This is a genomic window from Pseudoduganella sp. GW821-FHT05F09 (assembly GCF_059419605.1).
This window is the reverse complement of record NZ_JBWKSD010000001.1, coordinates 1087964-1107961: the sequence shown is the minus strand read 5'-3', so window position 1 is coordinate 1107961 and position 19998 is coordinate 1087964. Positions and strand designations below refer to the sequence as shown.

The window sequence follows — 19998 nt, the reverse complement described above, 5'->3', positions numbered from 1 at the left end:
ATCATTTTTATAATTGCATGAAAGGACGCGATCTTTGCCATTGAACTATGCATTTATTGCACGCTGCACCGGCTATATTGTTTTCTGTTTGCATAAACCGTGGCTAGTCCTGGTCGGTACGTTGGGTGGACTTGGCGTATTTCATGCACCCGCCATATCGGCAGCTGAGCCTGCGCCTTTTTGGCGATCGGCCCTGTCGCACCAGGCCTGGATCGACCGCGACGGGGCACCGTCCGATGCCAAAGCCATGGTGCAGGACCGCACTGGCATGCTGTGGTTTGGTGCAGTCGACGGTCTGTTCCGCTTTGATGGCGTGCGGTTCGAACGCGTGGACAATATCGCCGGTCATCAATTGCTCTCCCCCAATGTGTATTCGCTGGCCTTGTTCGACGACGCGCTATGGGTGGGCTACGAACATGGTGGCATCTCGGTCTTTGATCATGGCGCCGTGCGGCATTACCGGGAGGCGGAGGGCGTGCCGCCAAGCGCGATCTCGCAGTTCGGGAGGACTGGCGACGGCATGATGTGGTTTTCCAGTTCTGCCGGCATATATTGGCTGGATGGCCAACGGTGGCGGCAAGTTTTGCCGGCTGATGGTTTGCCGCGAGGCGATCAATCCACCCTCAACGTGCTTCAAGATGGCGGGCTCATGGTCACGCACGTCGCCGGCCTGTATCGCAACGTCCTCGGTACGCATCGCTTCCGCCGCGTAGGTGACTTTGGCAGCATGCAGCCCAGCCAGGTTCAGGCTGATGGCAAACTGAATATCTTCAAATTTGGCGAGCCGCTACGCGTGTATGACCCCGCGACCGAAAGCCTGATGCCGCAGAAGCTACCCACAAACGGTGGCATGCCGTACAGCGTTCATCGCGACAACCGTAACGCATGGTGGATAGGCCAGGGGGACGGCATGCGCTTGTACACCCCGGACCTGCAACTGAAGAAGCAATTTCTGGCGCCCCACGACTTCAGCGCTGTGCGCATCTATCGGGCGCCGGTTAACGACCGTGAAGGCAATCTGTGGTTCATCACCGAGAATGGCGTTGACCGCATACGGGAAACACGTTTGTCAGTGCAGGACATGCCTGTCGACAGCACGGATTTCAGCATCATGCCCGGACCGGACGGCGAAGTGTGGATCAGCAGCCACTCCTCCAAGGATCCGATCTCTCCCCCGACATTCGCCATCGCGCCCGATGGCCGGCGCATCGCCAGCGACATGGAGTCTGCCACCGCCGGCGCGCGCGCGGCGGATGGCACCCTGTGGTTCGGTGATCCTCACTACATATGGTCCCGGCGCAACGGCAAGGTGCGCCGCTGGCTGCGGCCGGCGGAGTTGAAGAATCAAGCGACGCAAGCCCTCGCGGTCGCTGCTGATGGTCTGCTGTGGGTGTCGATTGCGCGCCGCGGGGTGCACACTTTCAGTGATGGCGCCTGGGTGGCAGGCGGCGGCCACGCTGAGCTGGCCGACCGTACCCCATTGTCGCTTCACGCCGACGAACAGGATCGGCTCTGGCTCGGCTACACCGGCAATAGAATGGCAATGCTGCTGCATGATAAAGTCCAGCAGTTCGGCTCCGGTGACGGACTGGCGGTCGGCAACGTGCTTGCGATGTACAGTCGACGCGGCACACTGTGGGTTGGTGGAGATCAAGGCCTGGCGCGTTTTCATCAGGGGCGCTTTATCGCTGTCAACGACGATGCCGGGCGCCCGTTTTCCGGTGTTTCCGGGATTGTCGAGACGGCGCAAGGCGAGCTGTGGATGCATTGCTCCAAGGGACTGGTCCGTATCAGCGCCCCACAGCTGGCCGCTGTCCGCAGCGGCACTGGCCGTGCGGCTGTCGAACGCTTCGATCATCTGGACGGTTATGCTGGCGCCGGACCACAGCTGCGTCCGCTGAATACACTGGTCGAGTCGAATGATGGCCGGCTGTGGTACGCCACCTCCAGCAGTGTCGGTTTCATCGATCCGCGCCGCATCACCCGCAATCTGGTGGCGCCAACGCCGCTCATCACCGGGCTTAGCACTCCCTCTCAGCGATACCGCGCCAGCAACGGCCTTCAGCTCCCACAGCATACCCACAACCTGCATATCGATTTTACCGCCGCTGTATTGTCGATTCCGGAACGGGCGCGCTTCCGCACCCGACTGATAGGCCAAGACCATGAATGGCGCGACGCGGGCGGCTTGCGTCAAACCTTTTATACGAATCTTGGCCCGGGCGATTACCGCTTTGAAGTCATGGCTGCCAACGAAGACGGTGTCTGGAGCGATGCCCCTGCCAGCCTGAGCTTTCAGATTGCGCCAGCATTTTACGAGACCATGTGGTTCAAGCTGCTATGTTTGGCGATGCTTGCCGCTGGCGTCTATTTGCTATACCTGCGACGGCTGGAACAGATGACGGCGCGCGTGATCGAGCGCATACGCACGCGCATTGAGGAGCGGGAACGCATTGCCCGCACCCTGCACGACACCTTCCTGCAAAGCGTGCACGGCCTGAGCCTTCGCTTCCAGAGTATCAAGGCCGAGTTGCCGAAAGACGACGCGGTTCAGAAAAAGATCGACGAGGCGCTTGATGCCGCGGACGCGGCAGCGGAAGAAGGCAGGGTGCAACTGATGGATCTGCGCGTGAATCATCTTCGCCAAGGCGACCTGGCTTCAGCCCTGAAATCAGTGGGCAGCAATGCCGCCGCTCTCTATGGTGTCGCTTTCTCTTTGAACGAAGAAGGTACACGCTGCCAGCTGCAGGCAGACGTGCAGGAAGAGCTGTTCGCCATCGCCAAGGAGGGAATCAGCAATGCGCTGAAGCATTCCGGAAGCCCGTCGGTGACCGTCAACATACGATATGGCGCTAACAGTCTGACGCTGGAGGTGTGTGATCACGGCAAGGGGCTGGATGACACTGTGCGTCAAACGGGGCAGCGTGATTGGCATTGGGGCATAGCCGGCATGCGGGAGAGGGCTAAGAAAATCAACGCCAAGCTCGCGATCCACAGCACGACCGGCGTTGGCACCAGCGTGGTGGTGACGCTAGCGAGCATTAGCCGGGATAGCGGATTTTTTCGCAGAAAGCGCCTTAATCAGGAACTTAGCCCATGAGCCATCACCCCACCTCCCACGCCGGAATCCCCCAAGGCGTCATCTACGCGCTGCTGGCTGCCGCCCTGTTTGGCGCCAGCACGCCGTTTGCCAAGTCCCTGGTCGGCCACGTCGCGCCCGTAGCCCTCGCAGGCATGCTCTACCTCGGCAGCGGCCTGGGTCTTCTTGCGTTGTACCTGCTCAGGGGGCTGCTCGCAAGCAAAGGCAACACCGAAGTGGCTGGACTGACGCGCGCGGACTGGCCATGGCTGGGCGGCGCGATCCTGGCCGGCGGCGTGGCCGGCCCGGTGCTGTTGATGCTCGGGCTCGGCAGCACGCCGGCCTCATCTGCCTCGCTGCTGCTGAATATGGAGGGCGTGCTGACGTCGCTGCTCGCCTGGTTCGTCTTCAAGGAGAACTTCGACCGCCGCATCTTCATCGGCATGATGCTGATCGTGGCGGCTGGCGCGCTGCTGTCCTGGGACCAGGCGACCGCAGCGGGCGTCCCGCTGGGTGCGCTCGCCATCGTGGGCGCCTGCCTGTGCTGGGGAATCGACAACAACCTGACCAGGAAGGTATCGGCTAGCGACGCGGTGCAAATTGCCTGCGTCAAGGGACTGGTGGCGGGCGCCGTCAATCTCGCCATCGCCGCCGCACTGGGTATGCACTTACCTGCCCCGGCCATCATGCTTGGCGCTGCCGCGGTCGGATTCTGCGGTTACGGCTTGAGCCTGGTCATGTTCGTTCTCGCTTTGCGGCACCTTGGAACGGCGCGCACCGGCGCTTATTTCTCCGCTGCGCCCTTCGTGGGCGCCACGATTTCACTGGCGCTGCCTGGCGAGCATCCGGGGCCATTGTTCTGGGCGGCCGCACTGCTGATGGGCGCTGGCATCTGGCTGCATCTGACCGAAAGCCACGAGCACGAGCATGAACACGAGGCCATGGACCATACCCATGCCCACAGCCACGACGCCCACCATCAGCACGAACACGGCTTCGCTTGGGATGGCAAGGAACCCCATGTGCACCCGCATCGCCACGGGCAGCTGCGGCACGCGCACAAACACTACCCGGATATCCACCACCAGCACTCGCATTAGAGCGAAGGCTTGGCGGATTTCTCTGGTAGATCAGGAAACATGCAGTGTTATACTGCAAATGAAATCGGCCACTTCCTGGTCTGACTGGAAGCACGTTGGAGAACTACTTGATGCGGAAACTGGCTGTCTCGGGCGCACTTGGGCTGACTATGGCTGCGGCATGGGCGGACAAGTGGCCGGATCCAGTCAAATTCGCGCCCATACCGATACAGTCCATCTTCCGTCCGCTGCAGGCCAACGGCACGGCCGACGACGCGCTGGCCAGCGGCCGGGTGGTCGCCGGCACTTATACTCCCGCCGCGCCGGCCACCCGGCACTGGCGCATCGCCTTCCTTTTTCCCCATCTGAAAGACCCCTATTGGGTCGGCTGCAACTACGGCGTGATCAGCGAAGCCCGCCGGCTCGGCATCTCGGTCGATGTCATTGCCGCTGCCGGATATGATGACTTGTCCAGCCAGCTGACCCACATGACCGAGGCCATCGCGGCGCGCTATGACGCCATTGTCATCTCGCCGATCAACATGACCTTCAACAACCATTCCATCGCCAAGGCGCGCGCCGCCGGCATACCGGTGTTCCAGCTGGCGAACGACAGCCGCAGCGACGACCTGAGCATCAAAGTCACCACCTCGCTGCGCGGCATGGGACTGGAGGCGACGCGCTGGGCCATACGCGACGCGCAGCAGCGCGGCCTGAAATCGATCAACATCGCCCTCCTCCCCGGTCCTGCCGGCGCAGGCTGGGTGAAAGGCGAGGTCGACGGCACGCGCATCGCAGCGGAGGAGGCGCCGATCAAAGTCCATATCCTGGATGTGCGTTATGGCGACAGCGACTTCCAGGGCCAGACCAAGCTGGCGGAACAAATCCTGGCCAAGAACGGCGCCAAGCTTGACTACATTCTGGGCTGCACCGGCTGTGCCCCCGCCGCGTACCAGCCGCTGGTCAATGCCGGTTTGCAGAACAAGGTCCGGCTCGTGGCTTACGACCTGACGGGCGATATCGCAAGAATGATAGGCAAGAAAGAAATTGCCGCTGCGGTGGATACCAAGGGCGTCAGCCAGGCGCGGGTGGTTATCAATGCGGCCGTCAATCATCTCGAGAGCCGCAGCAAGGATGCGCCTCACACCATCCTGGTCAAGCTGGGCATGGTGGACTACACCAACTTCGCGGATTATCCGTTCAGTACCTCGATTGCGCCGGCAGGCTACAAGGCCGTCCTGTCCTACGATCCCTCCTCGAATTAATTCACCGGCTTGACTCGTGCTTGTTTACGATACATACTCTATCTACCGATAGATAACTACAGCTATCGGTGCCATGACGTTCGCGTCGATTTTTTTACCCAATCAGTCTATCTATCGATAGATTCTCAAAAAGAGGAATTCACCCATGTCGCACACTACACCAAACACAGCGCTGGCAGGCGCCTCCCGCCGCAACCTGCTGAGCGGCGTTGCCGGCGCTGTTGCGGGCGCCGGGCTGGCCGCCATTGCCGGCAATGCAGCCGCCGCCCCTTCGGCACCGTCCGCGTCCGCCTTGCGCACAAGCTCGCATACCGTCACCACCAAGGATGGCACGGTGTTGTACTACAAGGACTGGGGCACCGGTCCGGTCGTCATGTTCAGCCACGGCTATCCGCTCTCGTCGGACGCCTGGGAATACCAGATGCTGTTCCTGGCCCAGCGCGGCTATCGGGTCATTGCGCACGACCGCCGTGGCTTCGGCCGCTCGAGCCAGCCTGGCCACGGTTACGATTTCGATACCTTCGCCGATGACATGGCAACGCTGATCGACGCGCTGGACCTGAAGGACATCACGCTGGTAGGCCATTCAATGGGCGGCGGCGAAGTGGCGCGCTATATTGGCCGCCACGGCCAGAAGCGCGTGGCCAAGCTGGCGCTGGTGGCGGCGGTAACTCCCTTCCTGCTGAAAACGGACAGCAATCCGAACGGCGTGCCCAAGGAATTCTTCGATGGCTTCCGCGCCGCCGTGCTTGCCGACCGGTCCCAATGGAATAAAGACGTGACTATGCCTTACTACAACTTCAACCGTCCCGGCGCCAAGGTCTCCGAAGCGGTGCGGGAGGACTACTGGCGCCAAGGCCAGGCTACCGGCATCCAGGCGGCCTACCACGCCATCGGCGCCTTCTCGGAAACGGACTTCCGTCCCGATCTGGCCAAGATCAGCGTGCCCGTGCTGATCATCCACGGCAGCGACGACCAGATCTGCCCCATCGAACTGACCGGCAAGCCAGCCGCAGCCATTGTGAAACACGCCAGGCTGGCCATCTACGAAGGCGGTTCGCACGGCCTGCTGCTGACCGAAAAGGACAAGCTCAACGCCGATCTGCTGGCCTTCCTGCAAGCCTAAGCCGCTTCCGGAGGCGGAACGGGCGGGACGCCGGCTCCGGCGTCCCGTGGTCATGGTCAGCGCAGCGTGCTCAAGGCTATAATCGCGTCTTTCAGGGGAACTGCAGACCATGACCACAAGCACCAAAGACACCATCATGACCGTGGCGCGCGCCATGGTGCAGGCTCATGGATACAACTCCCTGAGCTTCCGCGACCTGGCGGCGGCGGTGGGCGTCAAGAGCTCCAGCATCCACTACCACTTCCCCACCAAGGATGACTTGGGCGCGCAGCTCGCGCACCAGTACACGGACGAATTCCTCGCCCATCTGGAGGAGCAGTACGCCGCCAGTCAAAACTGGGCCAAGGCGGTGAACAGCTATATCGAGGTGTTCCGCAACACGCTGCTGCGCGAAAACCGCATGTGCCTGGGGGGCATCCTGGCCGCCGAGCGTCCGCAGCTGGCGCCGCAAGTAGGCAGGGAAATCGAGCGCTACACGGCCACGCTGGTGGAATGGCTGACGCACATGGTCCGCCTTGCCGATCCGAAGCTGGAAATGAAGGCCGCGCAACGGCGCGGCTACGCAATCTTTGCCGCCGTCGAGGGCGCCCAGCTGGTGGCGCGCGGCTGCGCCGACGTCAACGTGTTCGACGATATCGTGGCTTCCTACCGCAGCGCGGGCTTGCTGCCGCCCGCCTGACCCAGGCAGAACGGCGGACTGGATTTCCAGGCTATGGTTGCGCTATCATCAGCGCACCCAACTGGAGACCAAACTATGAAAACAATCAGTGCCGTGCTGCTTCCCTTGCTGCTGTGGACTGCGCATGTGGGAGCGCAGCCAGCAATTCAGCCGGCGATTGCCGCCAGCGCCCCGAGCGCCATCAGCGGCCACTATCGCAACGTGTTCCGCGAATGGCGGCCGGAACTGACCGAGCAGGCGGTCAATGCCAGGCTGGACGAGTACTGGCGTTCACTTTTCGAGGGCGACGAGGACAGCCGCGTCTACTACCCGGCGTCGGCCACGGCGAACGGCGCTTCCGCTTACATTCTGGACGTCGGCAACCAGGATGTGCGCAGCGAAGGCATGTCCTACGGCATGATGATCGCGGTGCAGATGAACAAAAAGGCAGCCTTCGACGCGCTGTGGAACTGGGCGGCGACGCATATGCGCTACGAGAGCGGTCCACGGCGCGGCTATTTCCGCTGGCAGTGCAAAACCGCAGGCTGCGACCAGGACGCCGTACCGGCCTCCGACGGCGAGGAATACATGGCCACCGCCTTGCTGATGGCGGCCAGCCGCTGGGGCGACGGCACGGGCATCTACAAATATTCCGGCCAGGCCAACGCCATCCTCGACGTCATGCTGCACAAGGAAGACATGAACGGCGGCGTGGTGGAAGGCGCGCGCTCGATGTTCTCGCCCAAGCACCAGCAGGTGGTGTTCGTACCCGTCGGCGACGCGGCAGATTTCAGCGATCCGTCGTATCACCTGCCCGCCTTTTACGAACTGTGGGCGCGCCGCGCGGCCGGGTGGCAGGGCGGACAGGAACGCGACCGCAAGCAATGGGCGCACATTGCGGAAACCAGCCGCCGCTACTTTGAAACCTCCAGCCATCCCAAAACCGCGCTGACGCCCGACTACGCGGAATTCGACGGCCGCCCCCGCCACCTTGAAGGCCATGGCGACTTCCGGTATGACGCCTTCAGGACTGCGGCCAACTGGTCGGTGGACCAGGCTTGGTGGGGCAAGAACCCGGGCGCGTCCGCGCTCAGCGGCCGCTTGCTGGACTTCTTCTCGCGCCAGGATCAGCTTCCCTACCCTTCGCTGTACAGCGTGGACGGCACGGTCATAGACCGCGAAGGCTCGCCGGGCCTGATCTCGTGCAACGCGGTTGCCACGCTGGCGCTGGACGGCCCGGTCCCGGGGCGCTTTATCGCCGACCTGTGGGAACTCAAACCGCCCAAGGGGAAATGGCGCTATTACAACGGTCTGCTGCAATTCCTGGGCATGCTGCACGTCTCCGGAAATTTCAAGGCGTATTAAAAACAATGCAAAATGTTACGCTTGACATGTGAAATGACACAAGTTATGTTACCGAAAGTTGCCATACGGAAAAAGTAGGTAGCTCATCCAACCCAGGAAAGCCGCACAAGACGCGGCTTTTTCTTGGCAAGTTAATATGATGGTTGTCATTAATACTTGAACTCATGTCACAAAGCAAAGGGAGGTAGCATGCACAAGATGCCGCATCGACGTCGAACGACCTCAGGGCGATTACAACAACTTTCAATCCAAGGGCTACCTCTCGCCCTTACCTTGCTGCTGGCCGCTTGCGGCGGCAGCAGCAGCGACAGCGCCGCGCTGGCCAAGCAAGGCGGCCCCGCATTGCGCGGCATGGCCATGGCCGCCGCGTCGCCGGAAGTGGAACTGGCGCCGCTGAGCGCCGTCGCCACGTCCGCCGAGCGCGGCGACCTGGGCGGCGCCGCCGCCATAGACCACAGCGCCAGCACCCGCTGGAGCAGCGCTTTCTCGGACGACCAGTCGCTGACGCTGGACTACGGCAAGTCCGTCGCCATCAACCGCGTCCACATCGATTGGGAAAACGCCCACGCCACGCAGTATCTGCTGCAAACGTCGGAAGACGGCGCCACCTGGACCACCATCAAGACCGTGGACGCCAGCCAGGGCGGCAGCGAAGACTGGACCGGCCTGACCGGCCAGGGCCGCTACCTGCGCATGCAGGGCCTGAAGCGCAGCACCAACTACGGCTATTCCATCTTCGAGATCCAGGCATTTTCCGGCGGCAGCGTGGCGCCGCAGGAGCCTGATCCACAGCCCGAGCCCCAGCCGGACCCTGGTCCGATCGACACCACTAAACCTGGCGTCATTCTCAAACCGGTTGCGGCCACGTCGTCCGAGCCGGAAAACGGCGGATTGTCCGCTTCCCAGGCCATCGACGGCAAACTGGGCACGCGCTGGGCCAGCAAGCCGGACAACGGCGCCTGGATACAGTTCGACTTCGGCGCCAAGACCCAGATCGGCTACATGAAGCTGCAATGGGAAAACGCCTACGGCAAGCAATACGCGCTGCAAGTGTCCGACGACGGCCAGAACTGGTCGCAGGCGCGCTTTGTCGGCAACGGCCAGGGCGGCACCGAGGAATTCTTCAACCTGGGCATCAATGCGCGCTTCGTGCGCCTGCAGGGCGTGGCGCGCGCCACCAACTACGGCTACTCGCTGTTCGAAGTAGAGTTCAAGACGCCGGGCAGCGACAACTCGCTGGGCAGCGCCGTCACCTCGGCCCTGAAATTCCCGGCCAGCGGCAATGGCTGGACGCCGCTGCCGGCCGCAGCCGAACCCATCGAATCGCTGCAGTTCACGCTGCCGGACGGCACCCTGGTCACCCGCTTCGGCGCGCGCGGCCTGGCCCGCCACGGCCGCGAGCGCGGCGAGGAATGGAACGAGATCGGCTACGGCCCGAACGAAACGGTGGACCCGGTCACCGGCCTCGCGGTCGACAAAGGCCCGGGCAACTACCTGACCTTCGTGCCGCAGTACTTCAAGAACCGCACCTGGGGCGTGGAGGTGATCGACAACAGCCGCGTGGCCGGCGTGACCAAGCCTACGCTGACGGTGAACCAGTACACCACGGTCGACTTCCTGAAGGGCGGCGTGGCCTTCTTCCGCGCCATCGACCGGCCCGGCGTTACCGGCTACGGCTGGATGGCGCCCGGCCAGCTGGTCAACGACAATATCGACATCTGCAAGCCCATCGCCTACCCGGCCAACAACCGCCTGACGAACGCCAACGGCATCAACGGCGGCTGCACCATCCAGGTCAAGAACTATCCCGGCATGACCGCGCTGGACGCCAAGGGCTTCCCGAACGGCAAGGACATCCCTGCCCGTCCGCTGGTGCTGGGCGACGTGATCGAAGTGTCGCCTTCGATGTTCAGCACCACCGAGTCCATGCAGTCCAAGGGCGACAACGGCGGCGTGCGCTACTATTCGGCGGAATGGATCTACGTGGTCGGCACCGGCTTGCGTCCGTGGTACGGCGTGCAGCCGCGCCTGAACTCGGTGCCGCTGCCGGCGGAAACGCTGTCCGGCGGCGACGGTTCGGTGTCCTACAACTACTCGGACAACGGCCTGTTCATGTTCCAGCAGCCGCACAACAACATCGGTATGCAGAACGTACAGCGCTTTGTTGAAGGGCGCCGCCTGGTGCACACCAACTTCACCACCGGCGACCACAACGAGCCGGGGAACGACCGCTACACGGCGGCTGTTGGCTTGCAGGGGCAGCGCTTTAACCAGTCGGCCTGTATCGGCTGCCACGTCAACAATGGCCGCAGCCCGGCGCCGCTGGCCGCCAACCAGCTGCTCGACACCATGTCCGTGCGCGTCGCCGTCACCAACGCGGCGGGCCAGCAGTTGCCGCATCCGCAATACGGCAGCGCGGTGCAGATGAACGCCATCTCCGCCAGCGGTGCGCCGCAGAACTGGGGCACCGGCGTGCGCGTGTCCGGCTTCGAAACCCGCAGCGCCAAGCTGGCCGACGGCACGGCGGTCGAACTGCGCAAGCCTTTGCTGGCGTTCGAAGGCGCGGTGCCGGAATCCTACTCCCTGCGCTCGGCTCAGCCGATGATAGGCACGGGCTTGCTGGAAGCGGTGCCCGAGGTGGACATCCTGTCGCGCGCCGGCACCACGCCGGACGCCGATGGCGTGAAAGGCGTGCCGAACTGGGTGTTCGATCCGGAATCCGGCGCGGTGCGCCTGGGCCGCTTCGGCTGGAAGGCGTCCAAGGCTACGCTGCGGCACCAGGCTGCGGCAGCGCTGCTGCAGGATATGGCGGTAACGTCGCCGGTCTACCCCAACCGCTCCTGCAATACGGACCCGGCGGGCTGCGCAACGGCTCCTGCGCAGAAGGGCATTTCGGAAGCGGACCTGCAGTCCATCTCGCGCTACCTGGCGCTGGTGGCCGTTCCCGCCCAGCGCAGCTTGCCGAGCGGCTTCCCGCAAGGCGTTGCGCCGTTGGACGAGCACCGGGTGGACGCGCAGCAGGTCAGCCTCGGTTCGAAGCTGTTCCAGACCATGCGCTGCGCGGCCTGCCATACGGTGGAGATGAAGACCGGCAACGGCCACTTGTTCGCGGAACTGCGCAATCAGACTATCCGTCCTTATACCGACCTGCTGCTGCACGATATGGGCGCGGGGCTGGCGGACAAAGTGCTTGAAGGCCAGGCCAAGGGCAGCATGTGGCGCACCGCGCCGCTGTGGGGCATCGGCTACACGGACAAGGTGATGGGCGGCGGCGCGAAAGCCGGATACCTGCACGATGGACGTGCACGCAACCTCACCGAGGCCATCATGTGGCACGGCGGCGAGGCGGAGAAGGCGCGGGGCAGGTTTGAGAACCTGTCGCAGACGGACCGGGAGGCGCTGCTGGCGTTCTTGAAGTCCCTGTGACGCATGCGTGGCGGGTTAGCGCGAAGCGCGTAACCCGCCAACCCCAGCGCCGCTGCGGCTGCTTCAACGCTTGCGCGGCGCGGCCCGCTGGTTGTCCATCATGCCCCGCAGTTCGGCCAGCATGCCCGACTGCGCTTCCATCGCCGACTTGGCGCGCGCCAATTCGAGTTCCATTTCACGCATCTGTTCCAGCTTGGCCTCATGCTGGCGCGTCTGCCTTTGCGCGTCGTACACGGCCAGCCTGGCGTGGGCAAGCTCGGCGGCCGACTTCGCCGCTTCCTGGCTCAAACGCGCGGCGTCTTCCTGCTTGAGCACCAGCGCCTGCTGGGCTTTGCGTAATTCCGCCTGCACGTGCTCGCGCCGTTCGGTCAAATGCTCCACTTGCTGTTCCGCCTTGTGCCGGCCCATCGTTTCCAGCTGCAACTGCGCGCGCGCCTTCTCGTGGGCCGTGGATTCCTCGCCCAGGCGGACACGCAAGGCGGCGGCTTCCCCACGCACCTGCTCCAGCTCTTTTTCCAGCCCGGCCCGGAGCTCCTCGTATTCCTTTGCCCTGGCGGCGATACGCTCGTCCGCCTCCTCATGCAGGCGCGCGGCCAGCCGCGCCACCAGATCCTGCAAGGCCTCGCTGACGGAATGCGGGCTGGACGGGGCGCCCTGCTCCTGCTCAAGCTCTTTGAGGTATTTGTGTATGGTGGATTTCGAGCCGGTATTCCCCAGCGCGATGCGCACGGCGTCCACGGAAGGGTATTGCGATTGCGCGATCAGGCTGTCGCGCGCGCGTTGCACATCCGATTTATCCAGCCCTGTTCTTGCCATTCATCGCTCCTGTAACGTGGTATGTAATACGTAATTACATAATACATTACAGCGACGCGCAAGATCAAGCGCGGCGCGTGTAGCGGCGCAGCTCTTCACCCTCAAGGCAATACAGCTCCTCGGCAGGCCCGAAAAAGATGTTCCGCTCTTCCTGCGTGCAGGTGGGCAGGAATATGCTCAGGACACGGGGATCGTAGAAGCGGAAGTTCAATTTACGGCCCTGCTCGTCGTGCACCCACAGCAGCTTCTTGAAATGCAGCCGCAGCTGGCGCGTGGTGACGTGCGATGGCGCGGAGACCAGGATGCCCCAGTGCTCGCCGGCACAGCGGCGCAGCATCTCGCGCGACTGCGCGGAGGCAGCGGCCAGATGCACCAGGTAAGGCGCGGCGGCGCGCAGGCGCGGCGTCAGCGGTTCGGCGAACAGGCAGTCGAAATCCAGCTTGCCGTAGCGGATCAGCGGCGCAATGGCCGCGTCGCGCGCGCCGTCCACCAGCATGTGCACTTGCGGCGCCGTCAGGCTGTCGCCCTTGGGCCACAGCTGCGCCACCACCGAATCCAGCGCGGCGGTCAAGCCTGGCCCTCGGATTCGGATTCGACCTGCTCTGCTTCCGCAGCGGCCTTGGCGCACACTTCGCAAAACGGCGTGCCGTCCTGGGCCGCCTGCTCCAGTGCCGCCGCCTGCACGTCCTGCGCCAGGGCTGCGGTAATTTCAGGTTCCGGCGCCGGCGCCTCCGTCACGGCGGGCTTGCGCGGTGGCGGCAAAGGCGGAGGCGGCGACATGCCGGGCCGCTTGGGCGGCGGAGGCGGCGCCTCGGGCGGTTCGGCGATGCCCGCGCCGGGGCTCATTGCGGGCCGCTGGTCGCCCAGCAGCAGGAACAGCCGTCCCAGCATCACTTGCGAGGCCGCCTCGCGCAGCACGTCGTCGTCGGTACGCAGATTGCCCGCGCCCTGCTTGGCGAGCAGCTCGCGCAGCTCGCCGGTGGCGCCTATCCGGCTGGTGCGCGCCTTGATGTAGCGGTACACCTCCTGCGCGCTGCCGTGCGCCACGGTGCCAAAGGCGCCGCGTGCCCGGAAGATGCTGAGTTCCAGCCGGTCAGGATGGTCTGATAGGCAAACGTTCATGGCAGGATGGGCAAAATGGGCATGGTGTCATTCTTTCATCTTTTGTACCCGGCAATTCTATCCAAATGTATCCGGCCTGTCACAAAAGCGGGCCGTGCCACGTCTTACAGGTATGAAGGCGGCGCACCGGGCGCCAGCCAGGCTCTGAATAGGAATATATCATGTCCAAAACAACATCCGTCCGCGTTGCAGTCGTCTATCACAGCGGCTACGGCCACACCGCAAAGCACGCCGAGGCGGTGGCGCAAGGCGCCGCCTCGGCGGGCGCGGAGACGCTGCTGATCAGCGTCGAGCAGGCAGACCAATACTGGGAAGCGCTGGAACAGGTGGACGCCATTATCTTCGGCTGCCCCACCTACATGGGCAGCGCGTCCGGCCAGTTCAAGATGTTCATGGACGCCAGCTCGAGCCGCGCCTTCCTGGCCAGTAAATGGAAGGACAAGCTGGCGGCCGGCTTCACCAACGCGGCCGGGCGCGCGGGCGACAAGCTGGCGACGCTGCAGCAATTGGCCATCTTCGCTGCGCAGCATGGCATGAACTGGATCAACCTCGGCCTGCACACGGGCCACAACACATCCACCAGCAGCGAAGACACCCTGAACCGCCACGGCTTCTTCATCGGCGCCGCCGCGCAGTCCGACGCGGACGTGGGCGCGGAACAAGGCGCTACCCCGGCAGACTTGAAAACTTCCGCCCACCTGGGCGCGCGCGTGGCGCTGGCTGCGCGCCAGATGGCGGCCGGACGCGCCGTGCTGGCTGCTTGACAATGCCACTAGTGTCAATGAATGACAATGGCTGAAAGGGGGGAACGGAGCGATGCGGATAGGTGAACTCGCGCGCACGGCCGGCACGACCGTGCGCCTGCTGCGGCACTATGAATCACAAGGGCTGATCCAGTCGCGCCGCCTGCCGAACGGCTATCGGGACTATGGACCGGACGTCGCGGACAAGGTGCGCTGGGTGCGCGACTTGCTCGATTGCGGCTTCAGCACGCGCCAGATCCAGGGCTTCATGCACTGCTACGCGCAGGAGTGGGCCGATGCCGGCCAGTGCGAGGCGGGCCTGGCGCAGCACCGCGAAAAGCTGCGTGAGCTGGATGCCCTGCTCGCCGTGCTGGGCGAGCGGCGCGAGCGCCTGGCGGAGCGCATGGCGCAGATGTTCGCCCCTCTTACTTCTTAACTTTCAAGGACAAGGCAATGCATCAATTTACCGACAAAGTAGTACTGATCACAGGCGGCGGCGCAGGCATAGGCCGCGCCGCGGCGCGCCAGTTCGCGGCGCAAGGGGCGCGCGTCGTCGTCACCGGCCGGCGCGAGGCGGCGCTGCAGGCGCTGGCCGATGAAAATCCGCGCATAGGCTACGTGGTAGCCGACGCCGGCAGTGCCGAGGACGCGGCGCAGACGGTGCAAACCGTCATAGCGCGCTGGGGGCGGCTGGACGTGCTGGTGAATAACGCCGGCGCGGGCGCCATCCTGCCGCTGGCCGAAGCCGGCGCCGAGCGCGTGCGCGAGATCTTCGCGGTCAACGTGATCGGCCCATCCTTGCTGGCGACGGCGGCGCTGCCGCACCTGACGGCAGCGCGCGGCGCCATCGTCAACGTGTCCAGCACTTTCGGCCACAAGGCCGCGCCGGGCCTGTCGCATTACGCGGCCAGCAAGGCGGCGCTGGAGCACATGACGCGCTGCTGGGCGCTGGAGCTGGCGCCGGCCGGCGTGCGCGTGAACGCGGTGGCCGCCGGACCGACCGAAACCGAATTCCTCACCGAACGGATGAAGCTCACGCCCGAACAGGTGGCACATGTGAAGGCGGAGGAAGCCGCCCGCATTCCACTGGGCCGGCGCGGCGTTCCGGAAGACGTGGCGCCGTGGATCGTGGCGCTGGCCGCGCCCGACGCCGCCTGGATCACGGCCCAGGTGCTGACCGTCGACGGCGGCCTGGACGCGAGCTGAGCGGCTAGCCCACGGGCGGCGCCGCCGGATCGGCCAGGAACTGGTGGATCTGCGCCACAACGGCGGCGCCCTCCCCCACCGCCGCCGCTACCCGCTTGGTTGAGCCGGCGCGCACGTCGCCTATCGCAAACACGCCGGGCACGCTGGTCTGCAAGGGCAGCGCGGCATTGAACCCGGTGCGGATGAAGCCGTGGCTGTCCACTTCCACGCCGCAGCCGTTCAGCCATCCCGTGTTGGGGTCCGCGCCGATGAACAGGAATACGCGGCAGGTGTCGCAGTCGAACTCCTCCCCGCTGCGCGAATTACGTATCCGCACCTGCTTCAAGCCGTCGTCGCCGCCTTCCAGCGCAATGATTTCCGAATGCGTGTGCAGCTCGATATTGGGTGTGGCTTCGATACGCCCGATCAGGTAGCTGGACATGGTGGACGCCAGGCTGCCCTTGCGTATCAGGATGTGCACCTTGACGGCGTGGCCCGCCAGGAATACGGCCGCCTGCCCGGCCGAATTGCCGCCGCCGACCAGCACCACTTCCTCCGACTTGCACAGCTGCGCTTCAACCGGCGAGGCCCAGTAATACACGCCCTTGCCTTCGAACTGCTTCAGATTGGCCAGCGAGGGGCGCCGGTAGCGGGCGCCGCAGGACAGCACCACGGCGCGCGCCTTCAGCAGTTGCAGGCTGCCGCACATCTCCACCTGCAAGGGATGGCTGGCGCAGTCCAGACGCCCCGCCGGCGCGGGAATGGCGATCTCCACGCCGAATTTCTCCGCCTGCACGTAGGCGCGGCCGGTCAGTGCGCCGCCCGAGATGCCGGTAGGGAAGCCCAGATAGTTTTCAATGCGCGCGCTGGCGCCGGCCTGGCCGCCGTAGGCGCGCGTTTCCAGCGCCAGCACCGACAGGCCTTCCGACGCGGCGTACACCGCCGTGGCCAGGCCCGCCGGCCCTGCGCCGACCACGATCACATCCCACACTTTCTCTTCGCTGAGCGGCCGCAGCATGCCGATGCAGCGTCCCAGCTCCACGATGGACGGATTCTTTTTCAGCCCCACGCCCGGACACACAACCAAGGGCCATTCTTCCGCCGCAGGCTGGTGCTCGGCCACCAGCGCAACGGCGCGCGGATCGGTGTCCGGATCGAGCACGGTGTAGGGATGGGCGTTGGCGGTTAAAAAACTCTCCAGCGTGTGCACGCGGCCGTGGCCGCGCGGCGCAATGATGACCGGACCGCCGGAATTCTGTTCCAGCAGCGCCACCGTGCGCAGGATCAGGGCGCGGATTATGCGTTCACTCAGGTCCGTGCTCGCCACCAGCAGGGCGCGCAGCCCCTCGGCCGGCAGCAGCAGCACCCGCACCGAGCCGACGGCGATGCCGTTGGCCATGGCGGGACGGCAGGACAGCTCGCCCACCTCGCCACTGAACTGGCCGGGATGCAGGGTGGAGATCCTGGCGCAGGTATCGAAGCCGTTGTGGCGGTAGACAGCGATGCTGCCTTCCAGCAGGAACATGATGCCCGGGGTGGGCTTGCCGGCCTCGAACAGCACCTCGCCGTTGCCGTAGCGGCGCTCCTCGCCGTAGCGTCCCACGTGGCGGATATCCGCCTCGCTCAGCACCGGGAAGACCTGGTGCCGGCGCCGCTCCAGCTCCGGGGTTGGCAGCGGCGGCTGATCAAACGGCGAGGCGGACATGGCATTCTCCTGGTGAACGCCGCAGTCCCTATTTCTTGTCGGGGGCCGGCGGCGGCGCGTCTGGTTTGGTGGCCGGCTTGGCGTCCGGCTTGGCCGGTTCGGCCGGGGTGCTGTCGTCAAACTGCGGCACCTGGAAGTCTGGCTCTGCGCCCTGCCCCGTGTCGCCGGCGGGACGTTCGATAATCAGATCGCCCGAACCGGTGGTGCCCGGCGTGCCCTTGTCGAGGAAGTAGGTCACCGTTTGCGGGAAAATCGCCACCAGCAGCACCATGATCATCTGCAGGCCCACCCACGGCAAAGCGCCCCAGTAAATATCGGAACTCTTGACTTCCTTGGGCGCCACGCCGCGCAGATAGAATAGCGCAAAACCGAAAGGCGGATGCATAAACGAGGTCTGCATGTTCACGCACAGCATCACGCCGAACCACACCAGCGCGGCGGATGCGGCGGCCTCGGGGCTGCCCATCATGGGTTCCAGCTCGGGCGCCAGCACTTTCTGCGCCACCGGCGCCAGCATGGGCACCACGATAAAGGCGATCTCGAAGAAGTCGAGGAAGAAGGCCAGGAAGAACACGAACAGGTTGACCACCAGCAGGAAGCCTATCCAGCCTCCCGGGATGCCGGTGAACAGGTGCTCAACCCAGCGGCCGCCATCCACGCCCTGGAACACCACCGAGAAGCAGGTGGAGCCGATCAGGATGAACACCACCATGGCCGTCAGGCGCATGGTGGACTGGTAGCTCAGCTCAATGAGCTCGCGCAACGGTTTGATCCCGCTAGCCCGCACTATTAAGTAGATCACGGCGATATAGAGCAAGGCCAGCGACGCCTGTACGAATGGCTTGGCTGGTTGCGCCAAGCCGGTCAATTTTTCGTAGTAAAACACGCCGATCAGCGCGGCTAATACCATAGCCGCCATGCCGACGCGGAACCAGATCTTGTCTCGCATCCTGAATTCAGGATGGCGCACGACTGCCAAGATGACCGCGCCCAGCGCGCCCATGGCGCCGGACTCGGTCGGCGTGGCGATGCCCAGCATCATCGTGCCCAGCACCATGAAGATCAGCACGGCGGCCGGGATGATGCCGCGCAGGCATTGCCGCCACAAGGCCCAGCCTTCCAGCGTCTTCTCGTCGCGCGGGGCGGCCGGCAGCCACTCGGGGCGCACGCGCGACAGCACGAAGGTGTACAGCGCGAACAGGCCGATCTGCACCAGCGACGGACCCCAGGCGCCCAGATACATGCTGCCCACGTCGGCGCTGGCGGTCTGGGTTTTCAGCTGGTCGGCCAGCACCACGAGCACCAGCGACGGCGGCACCAGCTGCGTAATGGTGCCGGACGCGGCCAGCACGCCGGTGGCGTAGCGCATGTGGTAGCCGTAGCGCATCATCACCGGCAGCGAGATCATGGCCATGGCGATCACCTGCGCCGCCACCGTACCCGTGATGGCGCCCAGGATGAAGCCCACGATGATGACCGAGTAGCCCAAGCCGCCGCGCATCTTGCCGAACAGCTGGCCCATGGAGTCCAGCATGTCCTCGGCCAGGCGGCATTTCTCCAGCACCGCCCCCATGAAAGTGAAGAACGGTATGGCCAGCAGCAGGTCATTAGCCAGCACGCTGCCGAATATGCGCTGCGGCACCGCCTGCATGAAGGCCACGCCGAAGAAGCCTTCGGACATGGCGATCAGGCCGAAGAACAGGCCCACGGCCAGCAGCGAGAACGCCACCGGGAAGCCGACCAGCATAAATACAACCAGGCCGCCGAACATCAGCGGCGGCATTATTTCGAGCGGAATCATTGCACTGGCCTTTCGTACTTGCTGTCGAGCTGGACTTTGCCGGCCAGTGCGGCAATGCGTTTGATCAGTTCAGAAATGCCTTGCAATGTGAGCAGCGCAAAGCCGAGGGGAACGATGAACTTGATGGGGTAGCGCGGCAAGCCGCCGGAGTTGCTGGACTGCTCCAGCACGTCCCACGAGGGAAGGAACAGCGAATACCAGGACAGCCAGGCGAACAGCAAACAGGCCGGCAGCAGGAAGAAGATAATGCCGAACACGTCTATCCACAGTTGCGTGCGTTCGGACACGTGGCCGTAGACCAGGTCCACACGCACGTGCTCGTTGCGCTGGAAGGTGTAGCTGGCGCCCAGCATGACGGCGGCGCCGAACAGATACCATTGCAGCTCCAGCAGCCAGTTGTTGCTCCAGTCAAAACCGTAGCGGATCATGGCGTTGCTGGCGCTGATGACGCATGAGGCCAATATCATCAGATTGGCCAGTTGCCCGCAGCGGTAGCCGATCTTGTCGAGCCAGTGCGAGAGGCGGAGTAATCCTTGCATGTACTAGTGTCTCCTATGCCGTTTTGGAGCAGGTTTGCCACCCCAGCCGGTCGTTGTGGAAATAAAAGGATTGTTGCAAGGATATTACA

16 protein-coding genes are annotated in these 19998 nt (G+C 64.2%); 10 read left to right on the top strand and 6 right to left on the bottom strand.

Features of this window, described 5'->3' with window-relative positions:
* The first annotated feature begins 34 nt into the window (after positions 1 to 34).
* From AC07S4_RS04660 to AC07S4_RS04630, 7 genes are all read left to right on the top strand, one after another.
* The gene (locus tag AC07S4_RS04660; protein ID WP_494985482.1) at positions 35 to 3100 is read left to right on the top strand and encodes a ligand-binding sensor domain-containing protein; all 3066 of its coding nucleotides are present in this window, start codon (positions 35 to 37) and stop codon (positions 3098 to 3100) included.
* Positions 3097 to 4179: a DMT family transporter gene (locus tag AC07S4_RS04655; RefSeq protein ID WP_494985481.1), complete on the top strand. Its 1083-nt coding sequence runs from the start codon at positions 3097 to 3099 to the stop codon at positions 4177 to 4179. Before AC07S4_RS04660 ends, AC07S4_RS04655 begins: the two co-directional genes overlap by 4 nt.
* Positions 4180 to 4289: 110 nt before the next feature.
* Positions 4290 to 5423 (top strand): TMAO reductase system periplasmic protein TorT, encoded by a 1134-nt coding sequence (gene torT, locus AC07S4_RS04650; RefSeq protein ID WP_494985480.1) that lies wholly within the window; start codon positions 4290 to 4292, stop codon positions 5421 to 5423.
* A 145-nt stretch (positions 5424 to 5568) separates the two neighbouring features.
* Entirely contained in the window at positions 5569 to 6549 is a 981-nt protein-coding gene (locus AC07S4_RS04645) for an alpha/beta fold hydrolase (protein ID WP_494985479.1), read from the top strand.
* 109 nt (positions 6550 to 6658) lie between these two features.
* Positions 6659 to 7228 (top strand): TetR/AcrR family transcriptional regulator, encoded by a 570-nt coding sequence (locus AC07S4_RS04640; protein ID WP_494985478.1) that lies wholly within the window; start codon positions 6659 to 6661, stop codon positions 7226 to 7228.
* Between the two features lie 75 nt (positions 7229 to 7303).
* The gene (locus tag AC07S4_RS04635) at positions 7304 to 8572 is read left to right on the top strand and encodes a family 8 glycosyl hydrolase (RefSeq protein WP_494985477.1); all 1269 of its coding nucleotides are present in this window, start codon (positions 7304 to 7306) and stop codon (positions 8570 to 8572) included.
* Positions 8573 to 8761: 189 nt separating this feature from the next.
* Positions 8762 to 11998 carry a di-heme oxidoredictase family protein gene (locus tag AC07S4_RS04630; protein ID WP_494985476.1) on the top strand — a complete coding sequence of 1079 codons (3237 nt, stop codon included), beginning with the start codon at positions 8762 to 8764 and terminating at the stop codon, positions 11996 to 11998.
* A gap of 63 nt (positions 11999 to 12061) precedes the next feature.
* Here AC07S4_RS04630 and AC07S4_RS04625 read toward each other — a convergent pair whose 3' ends face one another.
* From AC07S4_RS04625 to AC07S4_RS04615, 3 genes are all read right to left on the bottom strand, one after another.
* Complete coding sequence (locus tag AC07S4_RS04625) at positions 12062 to 12814, bottom strand: DNA-binding protein (RefSeq protein WP_494985475.1); 753 nt, start codon at positions 12812 to 12814, stop codon at positions 12062 to 12064.
* Positions 12815 to 12878: 64 nt separating this feature from the next.
* Positions 12879 to 13385: a DUF4123 domain-containing protein gene (locus AC07S4_RS04620; protein WP_494985474.1), complete on the bottom strand. Its 507-nt coding sequence runs from the start codon at positions 13383 to 13385 to the stop codon at positions 12879 to 12881.
* A complete protein-coding gene (locus tag AC07S4_RS04615) occupies positions 13382 to 13936 on the bottom strand; it encodes a hypothetical protein (RefSeq protein WP_494985473.1) in 555 nt (184 codons plus the stop codon). The genes AC07S4_RS04620 and AC07S4_RS04615 overlap by 4 nt, the downstream gene beginning before the upstream one ends.
* A gap of 161 nt (positions 13937 to 14097) precedes the next feature.
* Between AC07S4_RS04615 and AC07S4_RS04610 the strand changes: the two genes are divergently transcribed.
* From AC07S4_RS04610 to AC07S4_RS04600, 3 genes are read left to right on the top strand one after another with little or no spacing between them, the layout of a single operon-like run.
* Positions 14098 to 14700, top strand: coding sequence for a flavodoxin family protein (locus AC07S4_RS04610; protein ID WP_494985472.1), 603 nt, complete (start codon positions 14098 to 14100; stop codon positions 14698 to 14700).
* A 52-nt stretch (positions 14701 to 14752) separates the two neighbouring features.
* Positions 14753 to 15115: a MerR family transcriptional regulator gene (locus AC07S4_RS04605; protein WP_494985471.1), complete on the top strand. Its 363-nt coding sequence runs from the start codon at positions 14753 to 14755 to the stop codon at positions 15113 to 15115.
* A gap of 17 nt (positions 15116 to 15132) precedes the next feature.
* The gene (locus tag AC07S4_RS04600; protein WP_494985470.1) at positions 15133 to 15885 is read left to right on the top strand and encodes an SDR family NAD(P)-dependent oxidoreductase; all 753 of its coding nucleotides are present in this window, start codon (positions 15133 to 15135) and stop codon (positions 15883 to 15885) included.
* A 4-nt stretch (positions 15886 to 15889) separates the two neighbouring features.
* Here the strand turns inward: AC07S4_RS04600 and AC07S4_RS04595 are convergent, their stop codons facing one another.
* Genes AC07S4_RS04595 through AC07S4_RS04585 form a run of 3 tightly spaced genes read right to left on the bottom strand, consistent with a single transcriptional unit; the run spans position 15890 to position 19909 of the window.
* The gene (locus tag AC07S4_RS04595; RefSeq protein WP_494985469.1) at positions 15890 to 17569 is read right to left on the bottom strand and encodes an FAD-dependent oxidoreductase; all 1680 of its coding nucleotides are present in this window, start codon (positions 17567 to 17569) and stop codon (positions 15890 to 15892) included.
* 28 nt (positions 17570 to 17597) lie between these two features.
* The gene (locus AC07S4_RS04590; protein WP_494985468.1) at positions 17598 to 19370 is read right to left on the bottom strand and encodes a TRAP transporter large permease; all 1773 of its coding nucleotides are present in this window, start codon (positions 19368 to 19370) and stop codon (positions 17598 to 17600) included.
* Positions 19367 to 19909 carry a TRAP transporter small permease subunit gene (locus AC07S4_RS04585; RefSeq protein ID WP_494985467.1) on the bottom strand — a complete coding sequence of 181 codons (543 nt, stop codon included), beginning with the start codon at positions 19907 to 19909 and terminating at the stop codon, positions 19367 to 19369. Before AC07S4_RS04585 ends, AC07S4_RS04590 begins: the two co-directional genes overlap by 4 nt.
* Positions 19910 to 19998: the final 89 nt, after the last annotated feature.